We start from the raw sequence: 16,886 nt of genomic DNA, 5'->3' as shown, positions 1-16,886 counted from the left end.
CTGATTATTTGACATTTAGCGATGAAAATAGCTAGATTAAACTTAATTTAAAGTAAATACTCAGAGAGTGGCAATGAGAAGTCTTGAGCAACAGTTAGTACAATATGCGATGTATCACCGGGATAATAGAAATATAAAAACGCATCTCATTGGAGTACCACTCATTGTGTTTGCGGTTATCATTTTGACATATATACCGCTTGTTGAAATGTCTGGGTTAACGATAACGCTAACCATGCTGCTAGTCATACTCGCTGGCGGTTATTATCTCATCTTATCTCCTGCAATTGGTCTCATGATGATTTTATTGCTGACATCTGGGTATATGGGGGCAGAAGCAATTTATCAAAGTATGTCGGTGCATGACCTTTCTAGCTGGTTCTTTTATGGTATGGGTGGTGGTTTGTTTGTGATCGGATGGATAATTCAGTTTATTGGGCATTATTTTGAAGGTAAAAAACCCGCATTTGTGGATGACTTAATAGGCCTGTTAATTGGTCCGCTATTTGTTTTGACTGAAGTTTTGTTTAAGCTTGGACTGCTAAAAGGGTTAGAAAGTAAGATCATTGAACAAGCTGGGGCATACAGAAACTAACTCTGTACGCCTCATAAATGGTAAGCTGTTTATAGGCTGATTCGAGTCTCTAATTGAGCACCTTTTAATATTGTAATATCCTGACAGTTCATTCGGATTTGACCGTTGTTTGTCTCTAGAATGTAGCCTGCTTCCGGTGCTTTTTCGGGTGACGCTTCACTTAACTGTTTACGGGCTCTATGCACCATAATATTCATATGATTCATCTGAACACCAAGTTTCTTGGCGAGATCTTCACGGTAGATCCATCCCTGAGATTCGGGATCAAGTCCTGATTGCTTGTCTTCAATTCGTATTCTAGCTAACAGCAGCATTAAATAATGATGACTGCGACTACCTAAGTCGATTTCTTCGCCTTCAACATGTAATGATAAGTCTGTTTTCTCTTCGTCCAGACTTACCGAAAAATTAAGAGATAACGGTTTAACTGACGGTTGTTGTTCCAAGTGTTTTGTCATCGTTGATACACCTGCGCAGAAAAATAACCACTGCTCTCCAAACAGGCTTGTAATGCCGCCATCAATTAACGCTTGTCTATCAGAGGTGTTTAAGTCTTCCAGAAACCAATAATTCAAAAGTGCGTCATAGTAAACTATATGTGTTGGCTCTTCTTCATTTGGAAGCAGCATTTGATTTTCAATTTCAATAACATTTTTAGGATTGTTTTGAGATACGAAATACTGGCAGTTGGCATTTAAACTGGCAACAACAAAGGAGTTTTGACCAGGTGCTGCAAAATCAATTTTGTCATTTTCAGACAGTTGATACGGTAAGTTTTTATCTATTTTTCGGTCATTGATCCAAATCCCATTTGTACTGACATCTCTAATTAGCCAACTTTCATTGGTGTACTCAATTATAGCATGATGCCGTGAAATGCCGGGTTTATCTAAAAATGTGTCAACGTTAAATTTGAAACGACCGAAGGTGTGGTAACTTTTGAGGTATATTTTTTCGAGCTTTTGCTCGTCAATCAAGTAAGCCATAGATTTTCCTAGATTTCCGTATTATTGCTAGAGGTTAGCAGCACGTATCATTTGCAGAAATTTTACCTGATAAAAGAAGTAGACTACTAGTGAAATGCTTCGTATTCCTTGATTATTTCGCTAGCAGCTACCCTAATTCTGAGATTCTTGAGTACGTAGAGCCCACTAGTTATATTGTTCCTAGTTTTGGCTGTACGTCCTATAAATTAAAAATAGGCCCACCGAAATGGGCACATATAAAGGGAAATCTGCAAGGTCTTCAATAGTAAGTAGCCAGTTGCGTATCATTGGTAATGTTTACTAACCTATGTCTCTATTCTACGAGGGATTATTAATTTTATCTATTACATGGGATTACAGCACTTTGATATCAGGAGTTTAGTACCTTTAATTTTCCTTGCGATTAATCAAACAATGAACCATCCTTTTTGTATGGCTGCAATTTTTTAACTCCACACGAGGTGGTTTATGAGTGAGTTTAAACTTTTGAACACAACTAAGCTGGAAGGGATTTATCAGTTTTGTGAGCATTATGAAGGGAATCCTCTGTCTATATTTAGTCCAGCCGAGCAAGTTGTCACGGACTTCACTCGTCGCCATCCGCAAGTGATTCTTAAGGACGTGGATATAGATCATGCACTTTTCATGATGGTGAATGGACATGTCAGATGCAAATTAGTGATTGACCATGATGATACGTTTGTTGGTGTTGTGAATTCAAAAGACTTAACTGGAAGAAAAGTACTGACTACTGCGCAAAAACGTAATGTATCACGTGCGGATTTAACAGTCGAAGACGTGATGACACGAAAAGGAGACTTGCATGCGATGTTTTATGAATGTGTAGAGAATGCGCGCATTGGCGACATCTTAGAAACCTTGAAAGAGATTGGCCATCAACATGTGTTGTTAATGGATGAGAACCAAAACTTGCGTGGCATGATTTCAGCATCAGATATTGCCAGAGCACTACATATACCTGTTAACATTTTACAAAAAGCCCACTCGTTTAAAGAGATCTTTGAAATCATTTATGAGCACGCTGAAGTTACGGCCTAGTAGGCCGTAACACCACAATTAGTTTTGACTAGATAGGAAAGATAATACGCCAAGAATGGAGGCGACTTGGCCGTCAATACATTCATCAGGCGTTGTATTAGCGCTGTCAGGGTAGACTTCAGTAGTTGTAACAAATGGGGCGTTCGTCATTCCCATACACAGTCCAAGCTTAGTGCCATCATAATTAATTACACCAAACTGCTCTAGCTTTACACCAATCAGTTGCCCATTTTCATCCGCGTCAGCAATGTGCGTCACTTTTTGAACTTCTTCAATGATCACTTTCTGAAATTCAGGTTCTGGCTTTTGAGTATGACCAACAAGGTAGAAACCATCTGGAATATTCCAGTTGTGATTTACTTTGCCTTCTCTTGCTGCCAAAGCAGGTCTAAACTCGCTGTTATCTGTGTCTGTTGTTTCGTGTAAATCGATATGGGCAATGATATTACCTGAGTAAGCGTCTACATACTCCATCGCTAGCCGAGACTCTGCAGCAGGGCTGTTTGCGTAGAATGAGCGATTTGGGTCGATAGCATCAGGGTTCCATCTATTAATTGTCTCAAAACCCCAAGGACTAATACATGGCAAAATTAAGAAATTGTATCTGTCAATAAATTGCTCAATATAGCGCTCAGCAAAAGCAAGCGCACCCAACACACCACTGGTTTCATATCCATGTACACCACCGGTGATCAGTATTGTAGCGTGCTCAGGATTATAGTTTTTATTCTTCAGCGCAAAAAGAGAGTACTTTCCAGCCTTATATGCCAAAACACCATACTCTTCGATGGTACAAATGTCGCTCAGAGATTTTACCTTGAATTCTACGTTTGTGTGATAAGAACGCTGGATCTGTTGTTGTTGATACCAAACCTGCTTCTCTTCGTTACACCATGGTGTACCTGGTGTGCCAATTGGGTATTGATTTGACATGTTTCTTCTCTATTTTATGGGTTGCTGCTGCATCCTAAGCAGATTACTACCATATCTCAACTTTTTACGCCAAGTACCCTAATTGCTGCAATGTTTTCTTCTGTTTTTTAGAGATTTTGAACGCCAATAGGGTTATGCGTTTTTCTTCTGTATGGATCTGAATTGCTTTTAAGCCAAGGAAGCTCTTAGTTGTAAGGCGAGTTATTTCTTCCGAAGGAATAAACTTTCTGCGGCCAAAAATGTTGAAATGTGACAATCCCTGATTACAAATGGTAACGCACTTTTGGCCAGACAGGGCCAAAATGAAATGAACAGACACTGCTAGAGTTGCAACCATCGCAATGAAAAACTGAACTGCAGCTATTTGAGATAGTTGCAAATCAAAGAATAATTTTGCAAGGCTTAAAAGTACAACAGACAGGGTGGCAAGCACACAGTAAAATAAAGTATTGACTTGAAGTCTTAGCTCTTTCATTAAGGATTCCTATTATCTATTAAGTCTTTTTTCTAATTTGGGGAAAGATATTGGAATAAAATGGATCAAATATGAAGGTTTACTCGAATATATAAAAATACGATTTTTCTAGGGTATTTCGCGCCATTTATCAACCAAATTGGTTAGGAACCCACAGTTTCTATATGATTTTTCTATAAAGTTTGCTTTTCTGAGTCGTTTTATTCCCAATTCGATCTCTCGAAAGGTTTGTTGACTACGAGGGTGCTTTCTGCTTATTACAAAGTGTCTACTATCTTGTAAAGCAACTTTAATTCCTTTAATTGCTTCGATTACATAACCATCTCCGCTGTACCTGAAATCGGTTGTATTGTTGAATGATACGAGCATAATGTCTACCCAGCCATGACTCACTAATTTGGCCATTATTATCCATTCAGACTCATTAAACATGGTGCGTGGTTTTAGCTGTTTTAAGGTTTGCCAATCTACCGTCCAATTTTCATTGCTCACTACGCTCACTTGAGACAAGTTTTTGCCAATTTTTTGTGCTAATTTTTCAGTATTCTTAGGAGCGGTAAAAATACCAGCGTAATACTCTCCCTTTCTTATGATGGGGGAGGAGATGAGTACACTATTCGACAATGGTTGTACTTGGCTGAGCCACATAGTATCAACACTAACAAGCAGCAAACCCGATTTCAGCAAGTGGGTTTCTTGTTCTTCGTGATCAATTAACACAAATTCGAAAGATAAGCTTGAGTTACCTAAAATAAGTGCTTTTTGGATAAGTACTAAGTCAACAATATCTCGTTGACACAAAGGGTGATTGAAGATCTCGGGTGTAATCTCTTTGAGGTCACGGCCACTTAATATTTGCTGTGTGTAATGGTAAATATCTCTGTTTACAGGTACTGAAATTATGTCTTTGCCATGAGCTGAAAAGAATAAAGTAAAACTGAGTATAACAACAATAAAAGCGGGTTTTGGCATGACTATGGCTCTTGCTGACCTAATTAAAGGGTAGTGTAAGTCCGCCAACATGTATATTTTTTAAGTGACATTGGGAGTGAGGTTTTATAAGGTCGATAATGGCATAAGAAAAACTATGAATACCGTCAATTTGAAGGAGCTACTGATGAAGTTTGAACAATTACTTTCTCATCTCGACAGTGGAGTGTGCGTCGAGCAGTTACAAAAAGAGTCCCTGTTAGACATCGCTTTAATGGCTCAGTGCGTATGTGGTGAGTTAAAGCCTGGAGAACTAAGCCATGTATTACAGTGGGCCAACACATTAGAATGGAGCACATCGACATCACTTAATGACTACGTAAATGAGTCTTTAGAGAAGTGTTTGACTGCACTCAAAGGTGACCGTCTTGAAAGCTTTTTAGAGCATAGAATGCAGCAGATAGAAGATCAGCCACTAAAAGAAACAGCGTCTTTTTTACTGAACAAAATCCGTGCAGCGCAGGACGCGGGCGTAGGTGTGTAAAGACTGCAAAGCATGCAATCTTTACACAGTAGGAATTTGCGAAATTATTACCCGTTACAATAACGCTTGCGTAGATGAGTTTTGAAAAACTCGGTATTTAAAGGCTGACCTGTCGATTTTATAAGCAGCTCTTCTGTTGTATACCGACTAGCATGTTGCCATACATTATTTTTCAACCACGCATAAATTGGCGAGAAATCACCTTCGCTAAGATGTTGCTCGATATTCACTGACTGCATCATAGCTGCTTTAAATTGTGCTGCGTACATGGCGCCAAGTGTATAGCTTGGAAAGTAGCCGAAGCTTCCATCTGTCCAGTGAATGTCTTGCATACAACCATCTTTGTAATTATCTTTGGTTGATATGCCAAGCAACTGAGTCATTTTTGCATCCCATAATTCAGGAATGTCCCCGCACTGAATCTCTTGGTTTATAAGCGCTTTTTCTATTTCATATCGTAGGATGATATGTGCTGGGTACGTTACTTCATCGGCGTCAACTCTGATAAGACTTGGCTGTACTTGTTGAAGCTGAGCTTTAAGCATATTGGGTGTGTTGTGCTCAGATTGCTGTTTAAAGAGTGCTTGTGCTTTGCCACTTAAAAACTGAATAAAAGCGTCACTGCGGCCAATTTGCATTTCATAAAATAGTGACTGTGATTCGTGAATAGCCATAGAGCGGGCTTTTCCTACCGGCAAAGCTTGCATGTCTTTAGGTAAGTTTTGCTCGTAGCAGGCGTGGCCTGTCTCATGAATAACCCCCATCATGGCGTTTAGAAAGTCTGTTGATTCATAACGAGTTGTGATACGTGTATCTTGACTAACACCACCACAGAACGGATGTACGCTAGTATCCAAGCGTCCATGGTTAAAATCAAAGCCTAAAAAGGCCATTAACTCATTTGCTAACCGCGTTTGATCTTCTATTGCAAAATGTGCATTGTGTTGGTCAACACAGGAGGTTTTTGCTTGTTGAATCATATCAGGCAACCAAGATGCAAGATCGCCAAATAGTGCATCAAGTTGCACAGATGTCATGCCTGGCTCATAGATATCCAACATTGCATCATAAGGTGTCGAGCCGAGTAGATCCGCTCTGATCTGAGCTTCTTCTTGGCTCAGTGACACGACTTCATCAAAGTTGTGCTTAAACTGGGGCCAATTATTTTGTTGTCTTTGCAAGCGCCACTGGTGTTCACACCTTGCTCCAGCTAGACTTTTAGCTTTAACTAGTGAAGATGGTAATGCTGTTGCGTGCTGCCAAACTCGAGTAATTTCTCGAAGACTGGCATGTTGGTGCTCTGTTAGTTGCTCAAGGCTTGCATTATTAATAAGCTCTTCTAATTCTTCGGCAGTGTGCAGCTTGTGCAAGTGGACTGCGAGCTCTGCCATGGCCTGTGCACGACTCTCAGCGCCGCCCGAAGGCATATTGGTTGCCTGATCCCAACTACATATAGCGCGGAGATGTTCAAAGTTATGAATAGATTGGTAGTGTGCTACTAGTTTTTGATAATTTTTCATTGGTTCTATTTTATTTCTTCAGCAATTTCTGCAATTTTTTGACGTAGCCAGATGTGGCTCGCATCTCTATGTAGCAGTGGGCTCCAAATCATATCAAGCTCAAAAGGGGGAATTGGGAAAGGGGGCTCCAATATTGCCAAAGATGGGTCATCCTTATAAATATTTGCCGCTTTAGAGGGCAAAGTTGCAACAAGGTTTTGCTCTTTGGCTAAGTGAATGGCGACGTGATAGTTGCGTGTAAACGTGGCTATATTTCTATGTTTACCAAAATGAGCAAGTGCTTCATCAACCCAACCAAGCTTTTGCACATCTTCAGGGTCCATACCAACGCCAACACCAAACCCGGTTTTACTAACCCAAATATGTCTCGCTTTCAAATAAGCATCGAGGGTAAAGCTTTCCTTGATTGGGTTATTTGATTTTACTAAGCAACAAAAGCTATCTTTCCAAATTTGCTTGTGGTGAAACGATTGCGGTAAGTTCTCAAAGCGATTAATGGCCATGTCCACTTTGCCATTTTCCACGTCATGAAATGTGACGTCACTAGGTGTCAATATATCCAATGTGGTGTCAGGGGCTTCGTTATGGAGTTTTGCAAGCAGCTTGGGGGCAAGTGTACTTGCAGCGTAGTCACTCGCCATAATCCTAAAAACACGCTTACTTTGGCTGGCTTCAAACTCTCTATTTGGCGCAAGCGTTTCTTCGAGTGTCATTAGGATGCCACGAATTACTGGCTGTAACTCGAGCGCCCTTTCTGTAGGCACCATGCCTTCACTCGTTCGCACTAAAATGGGATCATTAAACAAGTTTCTGAGGCGTTTTAGGCCATTACTCATCGCAGGTTGCGTAATACTGAGTTGGTTAGCAGCCCGAGTGACATTGCACTCTCTAAGGAGAGTGTCCAAGTACACGAGTAAGTTGAGGTCTATTTTACTGATATTCACAGTGTTCCTTTATTCTTATTGTGCTGTCCAAACCGCTGATTTTGGGGATAAGGAAATACGTGTTTCGTTATGTGCTGGCGGATGTTGCGCTGCGCTTGCTGCCAATAATCAGGAGTTAATAATTCTGGATGGAGACGTTCAAATATAGCTCTGAGTTTAGGGTTAGTTAGGACAAAAGTACATAGCTGTTCTGGAAATACGTCATTTGGCGCAAAAGATAGTGCGCTTTCGCCACAATAAAGGTCATTTAATGATGTTTTGGGTAAAGTTTTAAAATTCATTTCGGTGAGGTATTGCACCTCGTCGTAATCGTAGAAAATTACTCGTTTATGGCGGCTCACACCAAAGTTTTTTAGTAACATGTCGCCGGGAAAAATATTAACATGCAACATCTCTTTAATGGCGTGGCCATAATCGTCGATTACAAATTCAGCTTCAGCGTCAGAGGCATCTTGCAGATAGAGATTCAGTGGTGTGATCCTGCGCTCTATATACAAATGTTTAATGACTATGAATTCTTCGTCTTCAATAATACTATTTGCCAACTTGTCCCTCATTTGTTCTAGCAGCTCTGCATCTATTTGACTTTTTCTTATAACCACATTGGAGTATTCAAGAGTATCGGCCATTCTTCCTACGCGGTCATGATTCTTAACTAGTTGGTAGCGCTCTAGTACCGTATCTCTGCCAAAAGGTTTGCTTTCTGAAAATTGGTCCTTAATAACTTTAAAAACATACGGAAAAGTCGGCAAAGTAAACACGAGCATAACCATCCCAGGTGTGCCTGGTGCAACACAAAATTGCTCATTGTGGCTATTTTGATGAGATAGAAACGCACGGTAAAACTCTGTTTTACCGTGCTTGTGAAACCCAATTGAATTATACAGCTCAGCTTGTGTTTTGCTGGGCATAAGTTGATTGAGAAAGCCTACAAGTGCAGATGGAGCATGTGTTTGAACCATAAAATAGGCCCGTGCAAATCCGAAGATTAAGCTCATTTGCGTGCTATTAGTAATGAGCGCATCAATCTTCAATTTGCCGTTTGCGTCATGAAGTACTGCAATGATGAATGGCTGGGTTCCTGTAGAAGAAATAACCCTACCAACAATGTACGCACTTTTATTCCTATAAAAAGGTGTATTCAATATGTCGAAGCGCATTTTAAAATGTTGTTGGTGAGTGTTTGGGGCCTGTTTTATAAATGCTTTTTGCAGTAAGCGAATATCACCTTCAAGATCACCAAATTCACATAGGAAATTAATATTTGAGATAATTTTATGAATGGTTGGTTTTAGTCCATCGACGACAGGGAAGTAGCTTCTGTATTCTGCTTCTACAGGCAGTGTTGTAGCTGAACTAAGCGAACTGGTTACAAATATAAAATTATTATTGAAGTAGCTATGGTGAAAAAGCTGACAAAAAACAGAGTTATAGAAAGTTTCAGCCAACTCAGCTTGAGGGTGGAAAGAGAGTATTTCGATATACGCTTGTTTTACCTGATACCAGAGCTGGTTGTTGACTTGCGAAGTATTAAAATGCAAGCGCAAAATATTAACTGTATCTGATACCCGCTCGTCGTAATGGCTTATCCTAGATTTGTTTACTTTTTCAATAATGTGCCATTGCTGTGTCGCGAATGCGTGAGGTACTTGTTCAGTAATATCTTGAAATAAAGAGTAATGCTTTCTAAACCCAGAAATAATCAAAAAAGCAATTTCTTGAGGGGCCATATAGCCTCCTTGCATGCTGTTGAGCAGAATATCCCAATAAACGGTAGCACTATATTTGTGGATTAATTCCGTTATTGTTTGATACAAATGAAGTTATTGTCTACTCTAGCCCGAAAGTTCTTCAGTTAGCAAACTTAAATGTAAAGCTCAATTAAGATACAAAACAATTATGACAACATTTATTAAGGCAAATTTCATTGAGAGTGTAGCAGGGCAACAGCAGTGCTTTTGATATCTTGTAGATAACGCTACTCCATTCTTTTTAACTTTTTCTCTATTTGTGCAATTTCTTTATTGAGTACTTTTACTTGTTTCAAATAGTCTTTATTGATTGACTTAAGTTGTTGTTTTACATCTTTTACTGTTGCTTTGCGTTTTTCATCATCCATTAGTCGCGTAACTCTGCGCTGTTGCTCTCTTGCAGCTTCATCTCGCTTTCGTCCTAGGATTGCAGCATGTTGCTTCTTGGCCCTTAGTGCATTTTTCAGGTTGCGAATGATCTGTCGTTTTTCAAGCGCATTAAGGGTTTTATAATGCTGTTCAGATGGCACTTTCGCTTGTGGATCAGAATGTGTAAGCGTTAATTGTTGAGCAGAATTAGAGCAAGGGTGCTGACTGAAAACGGTGCTTTTATCGGTAACACATTTATAATACGTGACTGTAGACTTTGCGCTACAAAATAATGGTATTAAAAGTATAAAAAATAACCTGAGTGATGTCATTGCTGAAGCTTCCTTGTTGTTACCTGATTTATAAATATAGACGACAAAGATTAAAAAGGCAGCAATAAAATAAGCGTAAAAAACAACGTGTTTATTAATATATATTAAATATGGATATATTAATAAGCAACTGGCCTAAAGGCCAGATGCTTTACCTGTAAACTGCTTTAGTCGTTTGATACTTTGAACTAAGAAAGGAGTATCCAGCTTTTGGTCTAAATGAAATCCCTCTTTGGCTGAGATTTGCTTATGACTACCATCATGATTGACCAATATAATCCTGTCTTTCTTGTAGGCAATCAAAACACCTTGAGAATAATTTACACCTTGGTTTACGGATTCTGAGCCAACAACATTGCCAAGCATTGTCTGCTGTGCCAATGCACCGCAATTAAAGTGTTGGTCTAGCAAGGTCATCATAATATCATTGCCTTGCATCAGGCCATTATGATTGGAAAAATAAGGTAAGTTTGTGTGCAGTTTTGTTTGTGCCACAATCGACTTATCTATACTTTTTTCAATCACGATATAATTTTTGTCTTCATTCACCTCTGGCATCTTAGGGGAGAACAAAAACGACACTTTGCTGTGTTCAATATCTTGTTCAAGATAATCGAACGGTGTAGCACCAGAAATAGAGAGCGTATTAGCTGTGTTCCATACTGGGGTTAGCCGCCTTTCTGTTACTGTGCTGCGGTAATAAGCAGGTAAACCATAAACCAAGTTAAAATACTGATCTAACGTGTTTGTAGGTACCAGTAACTGTGTCTGTGTAAACCATGCCTTATCGGAAAACAGTGAGTTATCAGTGTCGAGCGGCTCAGTTAAAACAACAATTTCGACTGGTTCAGCATTAAATTCACACGCTGGTAAATTAGCAGGCAGTTGATAGTTGGTGGTCGCGTTTTCCAAACGAACGGTTCTTGCTTGTTGATACTCGTTTAAATCAAGTAGCTCATGCCTTGCGAGCAAAGTTTTTGCTGTTGTCGGGTAGGACAAAGGCAAAACGTTATCTTGCTTAGTGATGTCAAAATAGTTATTTGCATCCGCCCAAACATGCATTAAGTGACTGATAGCAAAGCAACTAACAAGCACACCGGTTGCGTACCTAGGGAACTTATAAGATTTAAGCTGTTCTAGGTGGCGCCAAGCATGATTTCCAACAATCAGCTCAAAGGTCAGAATGGCTGCGACTAAGAGAATTAAAAATAGCGCGGTGGCAAATGATAAGCCATTGATCATACCAACTAAAAGAGAGACTATCTCGGGCAGAGATTGCAAACTAATATGGTAACCCTGTTGGTAATACACAAACGCATCTAAACACAACGTGAGAATACCGAGAGTTGCGATAATGGCCGCCATCCCTCTGATGTGCCTCGGATAGGGGAACACTAAGCTTAATGGGAATACGGTGAGCACAAACGCACAAAAAGTAATAAAACTAGTGTGACTTAGCCATGTGACGAGCATATAAGCCCAACCAGCAATACTGTTTGGTGCAGAGTCCGCTGCTAGATAAGTTAGTGCAATAACAAGCACTAACCCAATATTAGCAAAGGTAAACCAGTGCCCCCAACTTAATAGTTGACTCGCTTTTGACGAAAAAGGACTGTGTGGTGTGAGATTCATTCCGTTATTTTACCGATTGAATAAGCGCCTTAGCGAAATTTTCAGCAACTTCCTGTCTTTTAGTCTCTGGCACATGTTCTTTTACTATGTGCGTGATAGAATTTCCTAAACACATTAGACTCAAATCGACAGGTGCTTTGTGCTCTTGGAGTACATTGATTAAACTATCAACAATTTGTTCTACTTGTTCATTGGAATATTTAGACTGAATTGGCATCGGTTGGTTCAAATTAATAGAGTTACAATTCTTCATATTCTAACACCAGAGGCGTTAAAAACAAAGATGAGCATTGAGGTGAAAAAGCTTGTTGTACATTATGTAGACAAGCGTGACGAAGAAACAGAGATCCATTTACGCGAAAATGAAATGGTGATTAACGATCGTGTAAACGTTTTTATCGAACAATTACACCATGCATATAATGGTAAACCGGGTAAAGGTTACTGTGCATTTGACGGTGATAAAAATAGTACCGTGGCTTCTGCAATGCAAAGTTATCGTAATAGTGAGCTTGGGTTTTGGCACATGACGCAACAAGCGACAGAGGTGCTAAAAGAAGAGCTAAATAAATATGCATTTCACGAAACGGGTTATTTAGTTTTTTGCCATTACCAATACGTAGGTTGCGATTATATGCTGATTGCGCAAATTAGCATCAAAGAGCACTACTCGATTACCTCTGAACTGGATTTGGCAAGCTCTAGACACCTAGATATTTCAAGGATGCAATTAGCAGCTCGCATTGATCTCACTGCTTGGGATACACAAGCAGACGAAAACCGTTATATTTCATTTATTAAAGGAAGGGCAGGGCGTAAAGTTGCTGACTTCTTTTTAGATTTCTTAGGTTGTGCAGAGGGCGTAGACCCTAAGCAGCAATCTCAAACGATGTTACATGCTGTTGAAGATTACTTGTCTGAACAACAGTTTGATAAAGCTGAAAAAGATGGTATCCGAAAAGAAGTTTTTGACTACTGTAATGATTGTATCAACAGTGGCGAAGATGCTGATATCGAGGGGTTATCTGGTACTTTATCTAAGTCTTCTGACGTTCAATTTGAAGATTTTTATAAGGAGCAAGGTTACGAATTGGAAGAGTCTTTTCCTCTAGACAAAAAGACTGTAACAGCGATGGTGAAGTTTTCTGGCATGGGCGGTGGTGTCAGTGTTGGTTTTGAGCGCAAACACTTGGGTGAAAGAGTGGTGTATGACCCAGTTAATGACACCCTTACTATCAAGGGTGTACCACCAAACCTGAAAGATCAGTTAGAAAAGTACTCACAAGAGAATTAAAAAAGGCCTATCGGCCTTTTTTATTTAAGATTCACCGGTGACAACAAATTTAGCTAATTGTTGACCGAGTTTACTTGCAAGTTTACCCATGGCATTACTTTTGGCGGTATCTTGGAAACTAGAGGCTGCCTTAACTTTTGCATTAAAGTGTGCTTTTTCTTCTCCCGCCTCAGTGATAACAAGGAAGCTCTCTGCGAGACTGTAGTAAGTTCCGGACTTATGCATCTCTTGCCAATCAACTCGAAATTGCAGCGCAAAATCGGCGTTTTGTTCTGTGATTTTAATACCTTGACTGGTAAGTGCGCGAGCAAGTAAATCTCTTACTTTGCCATGTTTATCGCTATCAGCTGAAATACTGAAGCTAATGCTATTCAATATTTCGTCGGCCAATGCCTGTTGGTTACGGACGGTGCTAGGCATTGCAACATGAGCAGTCTGAAGCATACTAAGGTATTGATTGAGCTTACTGCGTTTTACAACAAGTTCTTTTAACGCCACAGCACGTTTTAAAATCAGCGTTTTATTACCCGCACTTTGTAAATTAAACTGAGTAATTTCGTCATCTAATGAGTTGATAGACAATTCAGTTTGCATAACTGCTTCTGTGCGATTGAAAGCAGCGAGCGCGTATGCAGTCTGTTGCTGAGTATTAAAATACTCATCTTCAATTTTTACGCCCTGAAGTTGTATGCTAGGCACTTTGGACTGAATAAGCTCATCAATATGAAAAGTCATAGACTTGTCATCAGCTTGTTGCTTGATAGTCGTATTCGCAGATATTGTAACGTTTAGTTGTTTTGCAAGAGCTAAACGAGCTGACTCCTGTGCTGCGAGTTTAGCTTGTTGCATATCTCCAGTGTTTTGAGCGGTTCCTACACCATAAACCATATAATTAGATGTGGGTGTTACAGAGGTCCATTGAGGTGTAGCACTCACAGTATGCTGACTGGCTGAATTTGATTTACAGCCAGTTAACACAGATACGCTTATCAATGCAGCAACGAGTGATTTAGAAGCCAAAACGTGAACGTTCCTGCAGTTTTTGAATTTTCTTTTGTCCATTCCATACCTCACGGTTTGATGTCATATCAATTAGGCGTAAATCAACCTGGTAGAAAGTCACTCGGCTGCCGCCTTGTTCGTCGACAAATGAATTAATGGTGCCAGAAAGTGCATAGTCAGCTCCTTGCTCTTGGCCCATCTCATTTTGCGTTTCAAGGCTTGAGTTAAGCTCTTGATCTTTTCGCTCTTCGCGGATCTCTAATCGAACGTCTTTATTCGCAACAAAGTCAGCTTGACCGCTGCGCAAAATAGAACGCTTTAGATCGTTTAAGAACGTATCCACCGCAATATGTTGATGTGACTTATTGCGTACCGACTGAATGATGATAGCAGGTCTTTGACCTTCTTTTTGTAAGTGATCGTTAACCCATGGGAAGCTTAACATGTCATTGATCATGGCTTCAGCAACGAGTTGTGAGTCCTTTCCGTTCCATTTGTCAGATAATGCAACCTCTTGATTTGCATCTACTCTTTGTACTTTGGTTGAAGAGCAACCTGATACAGCTAGTGTGCATGCGACAATGAGTGGTGTGATTTTTAGCAAGGTTTTATTACATTTCATAACATTTTTTCCATTATAAAAAAGTTGATTCTGGTGCAGTAACACGAGACTGCTGTAAGAACGTGCGGGTGTGCCACAGCGTTATGTTGTCTGATACAGTAACCGCTTCGGATTGCTCAATTACTTTTCCTGAGCTCAGGTGTGTTTTTAAAGTAATCTCATAGGTTCCTTTAGAGAGCGGTATCTGTGCATAGTTGATTTGTGCTGGCAGCGACTGCCACTGTCTTAAGTCAGCCGAAGCTGTAACCGCATTAACAACCGAAGTCGCAAACTTTGCAAATCCGGCAAATGATTGGTCTAACCCTGTTGCGTTAATGGTTTTTTGTGCGGTGATTGCTTTGATGATTTCTCTTGTTAAAGCGACTTGGATTTCTGAGTTTGCATTTCTTAATGCATCTTGTAGTGTCAACAAGCTCACTGAATAAATTTTGTCTAATTCTGCTGTTTTCTTACCATTGACCCAGACTTCTGCGCTTTTGACCTGTTGCTGCAATGGTTCAAGGTAGGTGACAGAAATGCGGCTACCATATTCTAGTGCTTGAACAAGGCCAACGTCCTGCGCATCATCCCAAAGGGGGCCTAGGGGAATTCGCTTCGTCAGGGCGCCCATAGCGACGTCTCCAATGTCTCCCATTGCATAGTTTTGTACAATGTCGAAAACGCTGGTGTCGGCAAACAGCATCTGGAACCACTTCATTTGGGCCCTGCGTTCTTTTTCGGTTCCCCAAAGAATTGGTGTCATGACCAAGGCTTTGGATTCATGATCTGCTTTTAGCAGCAAATTAAACTCTTTTCGTTGCGGGCCAATACCGACATTTTGAATTACATTGAGCAGAGGTGTTTTTGTGACGCTAGGTGCTTTATCTAATTTTTTATTCAGTTTGCGAATTTCATTTTTGTAGCCTCCTGCTTTAGTCATGACGCGAATTAAGTCCGTATGAACTTGGGAAACAATTTTTTTGTCATTGAGGTTGTATTGTTTCGTAAAGCCATTTTCAAATGCACCAAGTGCTCTTTGGTATTGTATTCTAGCTGAGTCCAATTCATTACTACGCTCGAATAGTACACCACTGACGTAATGAGCAAAGGCATCATCTTTGTAATCGATATTAACGAGTAAGTCATTAGGTGCAAAGATTGGCTGGATCAGCCTGTATATTCTATTGGTCAAATCATCCGAAGTCGGTTCGTTGTCACCAGCACTGTTGTAGCCCCCTGTTTGCTCTTTTAAATTACTAAGGTAGGTATCAAGTTGTCTCATTTCTACCATAGCGGAGTCTAAGTATTGCTGCTTATTTGGACCGGCACGATTTGCTAGCGCATTATAATTAAGTGCTTTGTATAGATTAATAAGGGGACGATGATAAATCTTACCTGCATATGTTGTGTAAGTCGGACCACTTACCAAAGCAACCGCAGATTCAACCACACTGATGGTATATTGCGCCTCAATGATATCTTGGGCTTCACTAAGAAGCACATTGCTACGCTCGTAATTACCTTGCAAGTGATTCAGCATCCCCAACTCCAAATAATGCAACAGTTTGCTCTTCCCATTAGGAGAGTAATCAGTTCTGATTGCCTGTTTTGCCGATTCAAAATTGCCTTGTTGCGCTAAAAGAATGGCGCTTTTATTTGCGGGCGTGGATTGGCAGCCCGCCAACAAAGATAAGCACAATAGACATGTGGCAAGATAAAAATGATTAAAAACACTAGATTGCACGTTGACATCCATGACTTGTAAAAAACATATCGGTGACTATACCAACAATTTCAGTTATATTGTCTCCAAGTTTAAGATTTTTTTAGTTTTTTTAAAGAACAAAGTTGTAAAAAATCGTTCTTACAATTTATTACTGTAATTGGCTCAGCCTTTTGATAAATTTAAATCATCGCTT

General features: G+C 40.0%; 17 protein-coding genes. 4 read left to right on the top strand and 13 right to left on the bottom strand.

What is annotated here, in order from left to right:
* The first annotated feature begins 73 nt into the window (after positions 1-73).
* Complete coding sequence (locus N475_RS22900; protein ID WP_063358320.1) at positions 74-595, top strand: Mpo1 family 2-hydroxy fatty acid dioxygenase; 522 nt, start codon at positions 74-76, stop codon at positions 593-595.
* Positions 596-624: 29 nt separating this feature from the next.
* On the opposite strand, the gene N475_RS22895 is transcribed toward N475_RS22900, so the two are convergent.
* A complete protein-coding gene (locus N475_RS22895; protein WP_063358321.1) occupies positions 625-1,581 on the bottom strand; it encodes an FHA domain-containing protein in 957 nt (318 codons plus the stop codon).
* A gap of 468 nt (positions 1,582-2,049) precedes the next feature.
* Here N475_RS22895 and N475_RS22890 point away from each other — a divergent pair, with 468 nt between their 5' ends.
* The gene (locus N475_RS22890; RefSeq protein ID WP_063358322.1) at positions 2,050-2,640 is read left to right on the top strand and encodes a CBS domain-containing protein; all 591 of its coding nucleotides are present in this window, start codon (positions 2,050-2,052) and stop codon (positions 2,638-2,640) included.
* An 18-nt stretch (positions 2,641-2,658) separates the two neighbouring features.
* On the opposite strand, the gene N475_RS22885 is transcribed toward N475_RS22890, so the two are convergent.
* From N475_RS22885 to N475_RS22875, 3 genes are all read right to left on the bottom strand, one after another.
* Complete coding sequence (locus tag N475_RS22885) at positions 2,659-3,573, bottom strand: M14 family metallopeptidase (protein WP_063358323.1); 915 nt, start codon at positions 3,571-3,573, stop codon at positions 2,659-2,661.
* A gap of 64 nt (positions 3,574-3,637) precedes the next feature.
* Positions 3,638-4,048 (bottom strand): hypothetical protein, encoded by a 411-nt coding sequence (locus N475_RS22880; RefSeq protein WP_063366022.1) that lies wholly within the window; start codon positions 4,046-4,048, stop codon positions 3,638-3,640.
* Positions 4,049-4,156: 108 nt separating this feature from the next.
* Complete coding sequence (locus N475_RS22875) at positions 4,157-5,020, bottom strand: hypothetical protein (RefSeq protein WP_063358325.1); 864 nt, start codon at positions 5,018-5,020, stop codon at positions 4,157-4,159.
* Positions 5,021-5,165: 145 nt separating this feature from the next.
* On the opposite strand from N475_RS22875, the gene N475_RS22870 reads away from it, so the two are divergent.
* Positions 5,166-5,522: a hypothetical protein gene (locus tag N475_RS22870; protein ID WP_063366021.1), complete on the top strand. Its 357-nt coding sequence runs from the start codon at positions 5,166-5,168 to the stop codon at positions 5,520-5,522.
* 47 nt (positions 5,523-5,569) lie between these two features.
* On the opposite strand, the gene N475_RS22865 is transcribed toward N475_RS22870, so the two are convergent.
* The 6 genes from N475_RS22865 to N475_RS22840 form a co-directional block, all read right to left on the bottom strand.
* Positions 5,570-7,042 carry a carboxypeptidase M32 gene (locus N475_RS22865; RefSeq protein ID WP_063366020.1) on the bottom strand — a complete coding sequence of 491 codons (1,473 nt, stop codon included), beginning with the start codon at positions 7,040-7,042 and terminating at the stop codon, positions 5,570-5,572.
* Positions 7,043-7,047: 5 nt separating this feature from the next.
* On the bottom strand, positions 7,048-7,986 hold the full coding sequence (locus N475_RS22860) for a LysR family transcriptional regulator (protein WP_063366019.1): 939 nt from the start codon (positions 7,984-7,986) through the stop codon (positions 7,048-7,050).
* On the bottom strand, positions 7,983-9,716 hold the full coding sequence (gene aceK / locus N475_RS22855) for a bifunctional isocitrate dehydrogenase kinase/phosphatase (RefSeq protein WP_063366018.1): 1,734 nt from the start codon (positions 9,714-9,716) through the stop codon (positions 7,983-7,985). Before aceK ends, N475_RS22860 begins: the two co-directional genes overlap by 4 nt.
* Before the next feature lie 248 nt (positions 9,717-9,964).
* Positions 9,965-10,438, bottom strand: a complete 474-nt coding sequence (locus N475_RS22850; RefSeq protein WP_063358330.1) for a DUF4124 domain-containing protein — start codon at positions 10,436-10,438, stop codon at positions 9,965-9,967.
* A gap of 135 nt (positions 10,439-10,573) precedes the next feature.
* Entirely contained in the window at positions 10,574-12,070 is a 1,497-nt protein-coding gene (locus N475_RS22845) for a DUF3413 domain-containing protein (RefSeq protein ID WP_063358331.1), read from the bottom strand.
* Between the two features lie 4 nt (positions 12,071-12,074).
* Positions 12,075-12,287 carry a YejL family protein gene (locus N475_RS22840; RefSeq protein ID WP_063358441.1) on the bottom strand — a complete coding sequence of 71 codons (213 nt, stop codon included), beginning with the start codon at positions 12,285-12,287 and terminating at the stop codon, positions 12,075-12,077.
* Positions 12,288-12,353: 66 nt separating this feature from the next.
* Here N475_RS22840 and yejK point away from each other — a divergent pair, with 66 nt between their 5' ends.
* Positions 12,354-13,364, top strand: a complete 1,011-nt coding sequence (gene yejK, locus N475_RS22835; RefSeq protein WP_063358332.1) for a nucleoid-associated protein YejK — start codon at positions 12,354-12,356, stop codon at positions 13,362-13,364.
* A 24-nt stretch (positions 13,365-13,388) separates the two neighbouring features.
* On the opposite strand, the gene N475_RS22830 is transcribed toward yejK, so the two are convergent.
* The 3 genes from N475_RS22830 to N475_RS22820 are packed head-to-tail and all read right to left on the bottom strand — an operon-like array spanning position 13,389 to position 16,711.
* On the bottom strand, positions 13,389-14,384 hold the full coding sequence (locus tag N475_RS22830) for an LPP20 family lipoprotein (RefSeq protein WP_063358333.1): 996 nt from the start codon (positions 14,382-14,384) through the stop codon (positions 13,389-13,391).
* Positions 14,374-14,988, bottom strand: a complete 615-nt coding sequence (locus N475_RS22825; RefSeq protein ID WP_063358334.1) for a penicillin-binding protein activator LpoB — start codon at positions 14,986-14,988, stop codon at positions 14,374-14,376. Before N475_RS22825 ends, N475_RS22830 begins: the two co-directional genes overlap by 11 nt.
* 13 nt (positions 14,989-15,001) lie before the next feature.
* On the bottom strand, positions 15,002-16,711 hold the full coding sequence (locus N475_RS22820) for a COG3014 family protein (RefSeq protein ID WP_155730955.1): 1,710 nt from the start codon (positions 16,709-16,711) through the stop codon (positions 15,002-15,004).
* Positions 16,712-16,886 lie beyond the last annotated feature (175 nt).

It is taken from the genome of Pseudoalteromonas luteoviolacea DSM 6061 (genome assembly GCF_001625655.1).
Lineage (GTDB): Bacteria > Pseudomonadota > Gammaproteobacteria > Enterobacterales > Alteromonadaceae > Pseudoalteromonas > Pseudoalteromonas luteoviolacea.
The sequence above is the reverse complement of the archived record's forward strand: the minus strand, read 5'-3'. Positions and strand labels throughout refer to the sequence as shown.

Excerpts from the sequence above, each read along its gene's own strand:
- N475_RS22870 (WP_063366021.1), top strand. The coding sequence starts at position 5,166 with ATGAAGTTTGAACAATTACTTTCTCATCTCGACAGTGGAGTGTGCGTC.
- N475_RS22840 (WP_063358441.1), bottom strand. The coding sequence starts at position 12,287 with ATGCCAATTCAGTCTAAATATTCCAATGAACAAGTAGAACAAATTGTT.
- N475_RS22895 (WP_063358321.1), bottom strand. The coding sequence starts at position 1,581 with ATGGCTTACTTGATTGACGAGCAAAAGCTCGAAAAAATATACCTCAAA.
- N475_RS22825 (WP_063358334.1), bottom strand. The coding sequence starts at position 14,988 with ATGAAATGTAATAAAACCTTGCTAAAAATCACACCACTCATTGTCGCA.
- N475_RS22845 (WP_063358331.1), bottom strand. The coding sequence starts at position 12,070 with ATGAATCTCACACCACACAGTCCTTTTTCGTCAAAAGCGAGTCAACTA.
- yejK (WP_063358332.1), top strand. The coding sequence starts at position 12,354 with ATGAGCATTGAGGTGAAAAAGCTTGTTGTACATTATGTAGACAAGCGT.
- N475_RS22875 (WP_063358325.1), bottom strand. The coding sequence starts at position 5,020 with ATGCCAAAACCCGCTTTTATTGTTGTTATACTCAGTTTTACTTTATTC.
- N475_RS22900 (WP_063358320.1), top strand. The coding sequence starts at position 74 with ATGAGAAGTCTTGAGCAACAGTTAGTACAATATGCGATGTATCACCGG.
- N475_RS22880 (WP_063366022.1), bottom strand. The coding sequence starts at position 4,048 with ATGAAAGAGCTAAGACTTCAAGTCAATACTTTATTTTACTGTGTGCTT.
- N475_RS22885 (WP_063358323.1), bottom strand. The coding sequence starts at position 3,573 with ATGTCAAATCAATACCCAATTGGCACACCAGGTACACCATGGTGTAAC.
- N475_RS22865 (WP_063366020.1), bottom strand. The coding sequence starts at position 7,042 with ATGAAAAATTATCAAAAACTAGTAGCACACTACCAATCTATTCATAAC.
- aceK (WP_063366018.1), bottom strand. The coding sequence starts at position 9,716 with ATGGCCCCTCAAGAAATTGCTTTTTTGATTATTTCTGGGTTTAGAAAG.
- N475_RS22890 (WP_063358322.1), top strand. The coding sequence starts at position 2,050 with ATGAGTGAGTTTAAACTTTTGAACACAACTAAGCTGGAAGGGATTTAT.
- N475_RS22850 (WP_063358330.1), bottom strand. The coding sequence starts at position 10,438 with ATGACATCACTCAGGTTATTTTTTATACTTTTAATACCATTATTTTGT.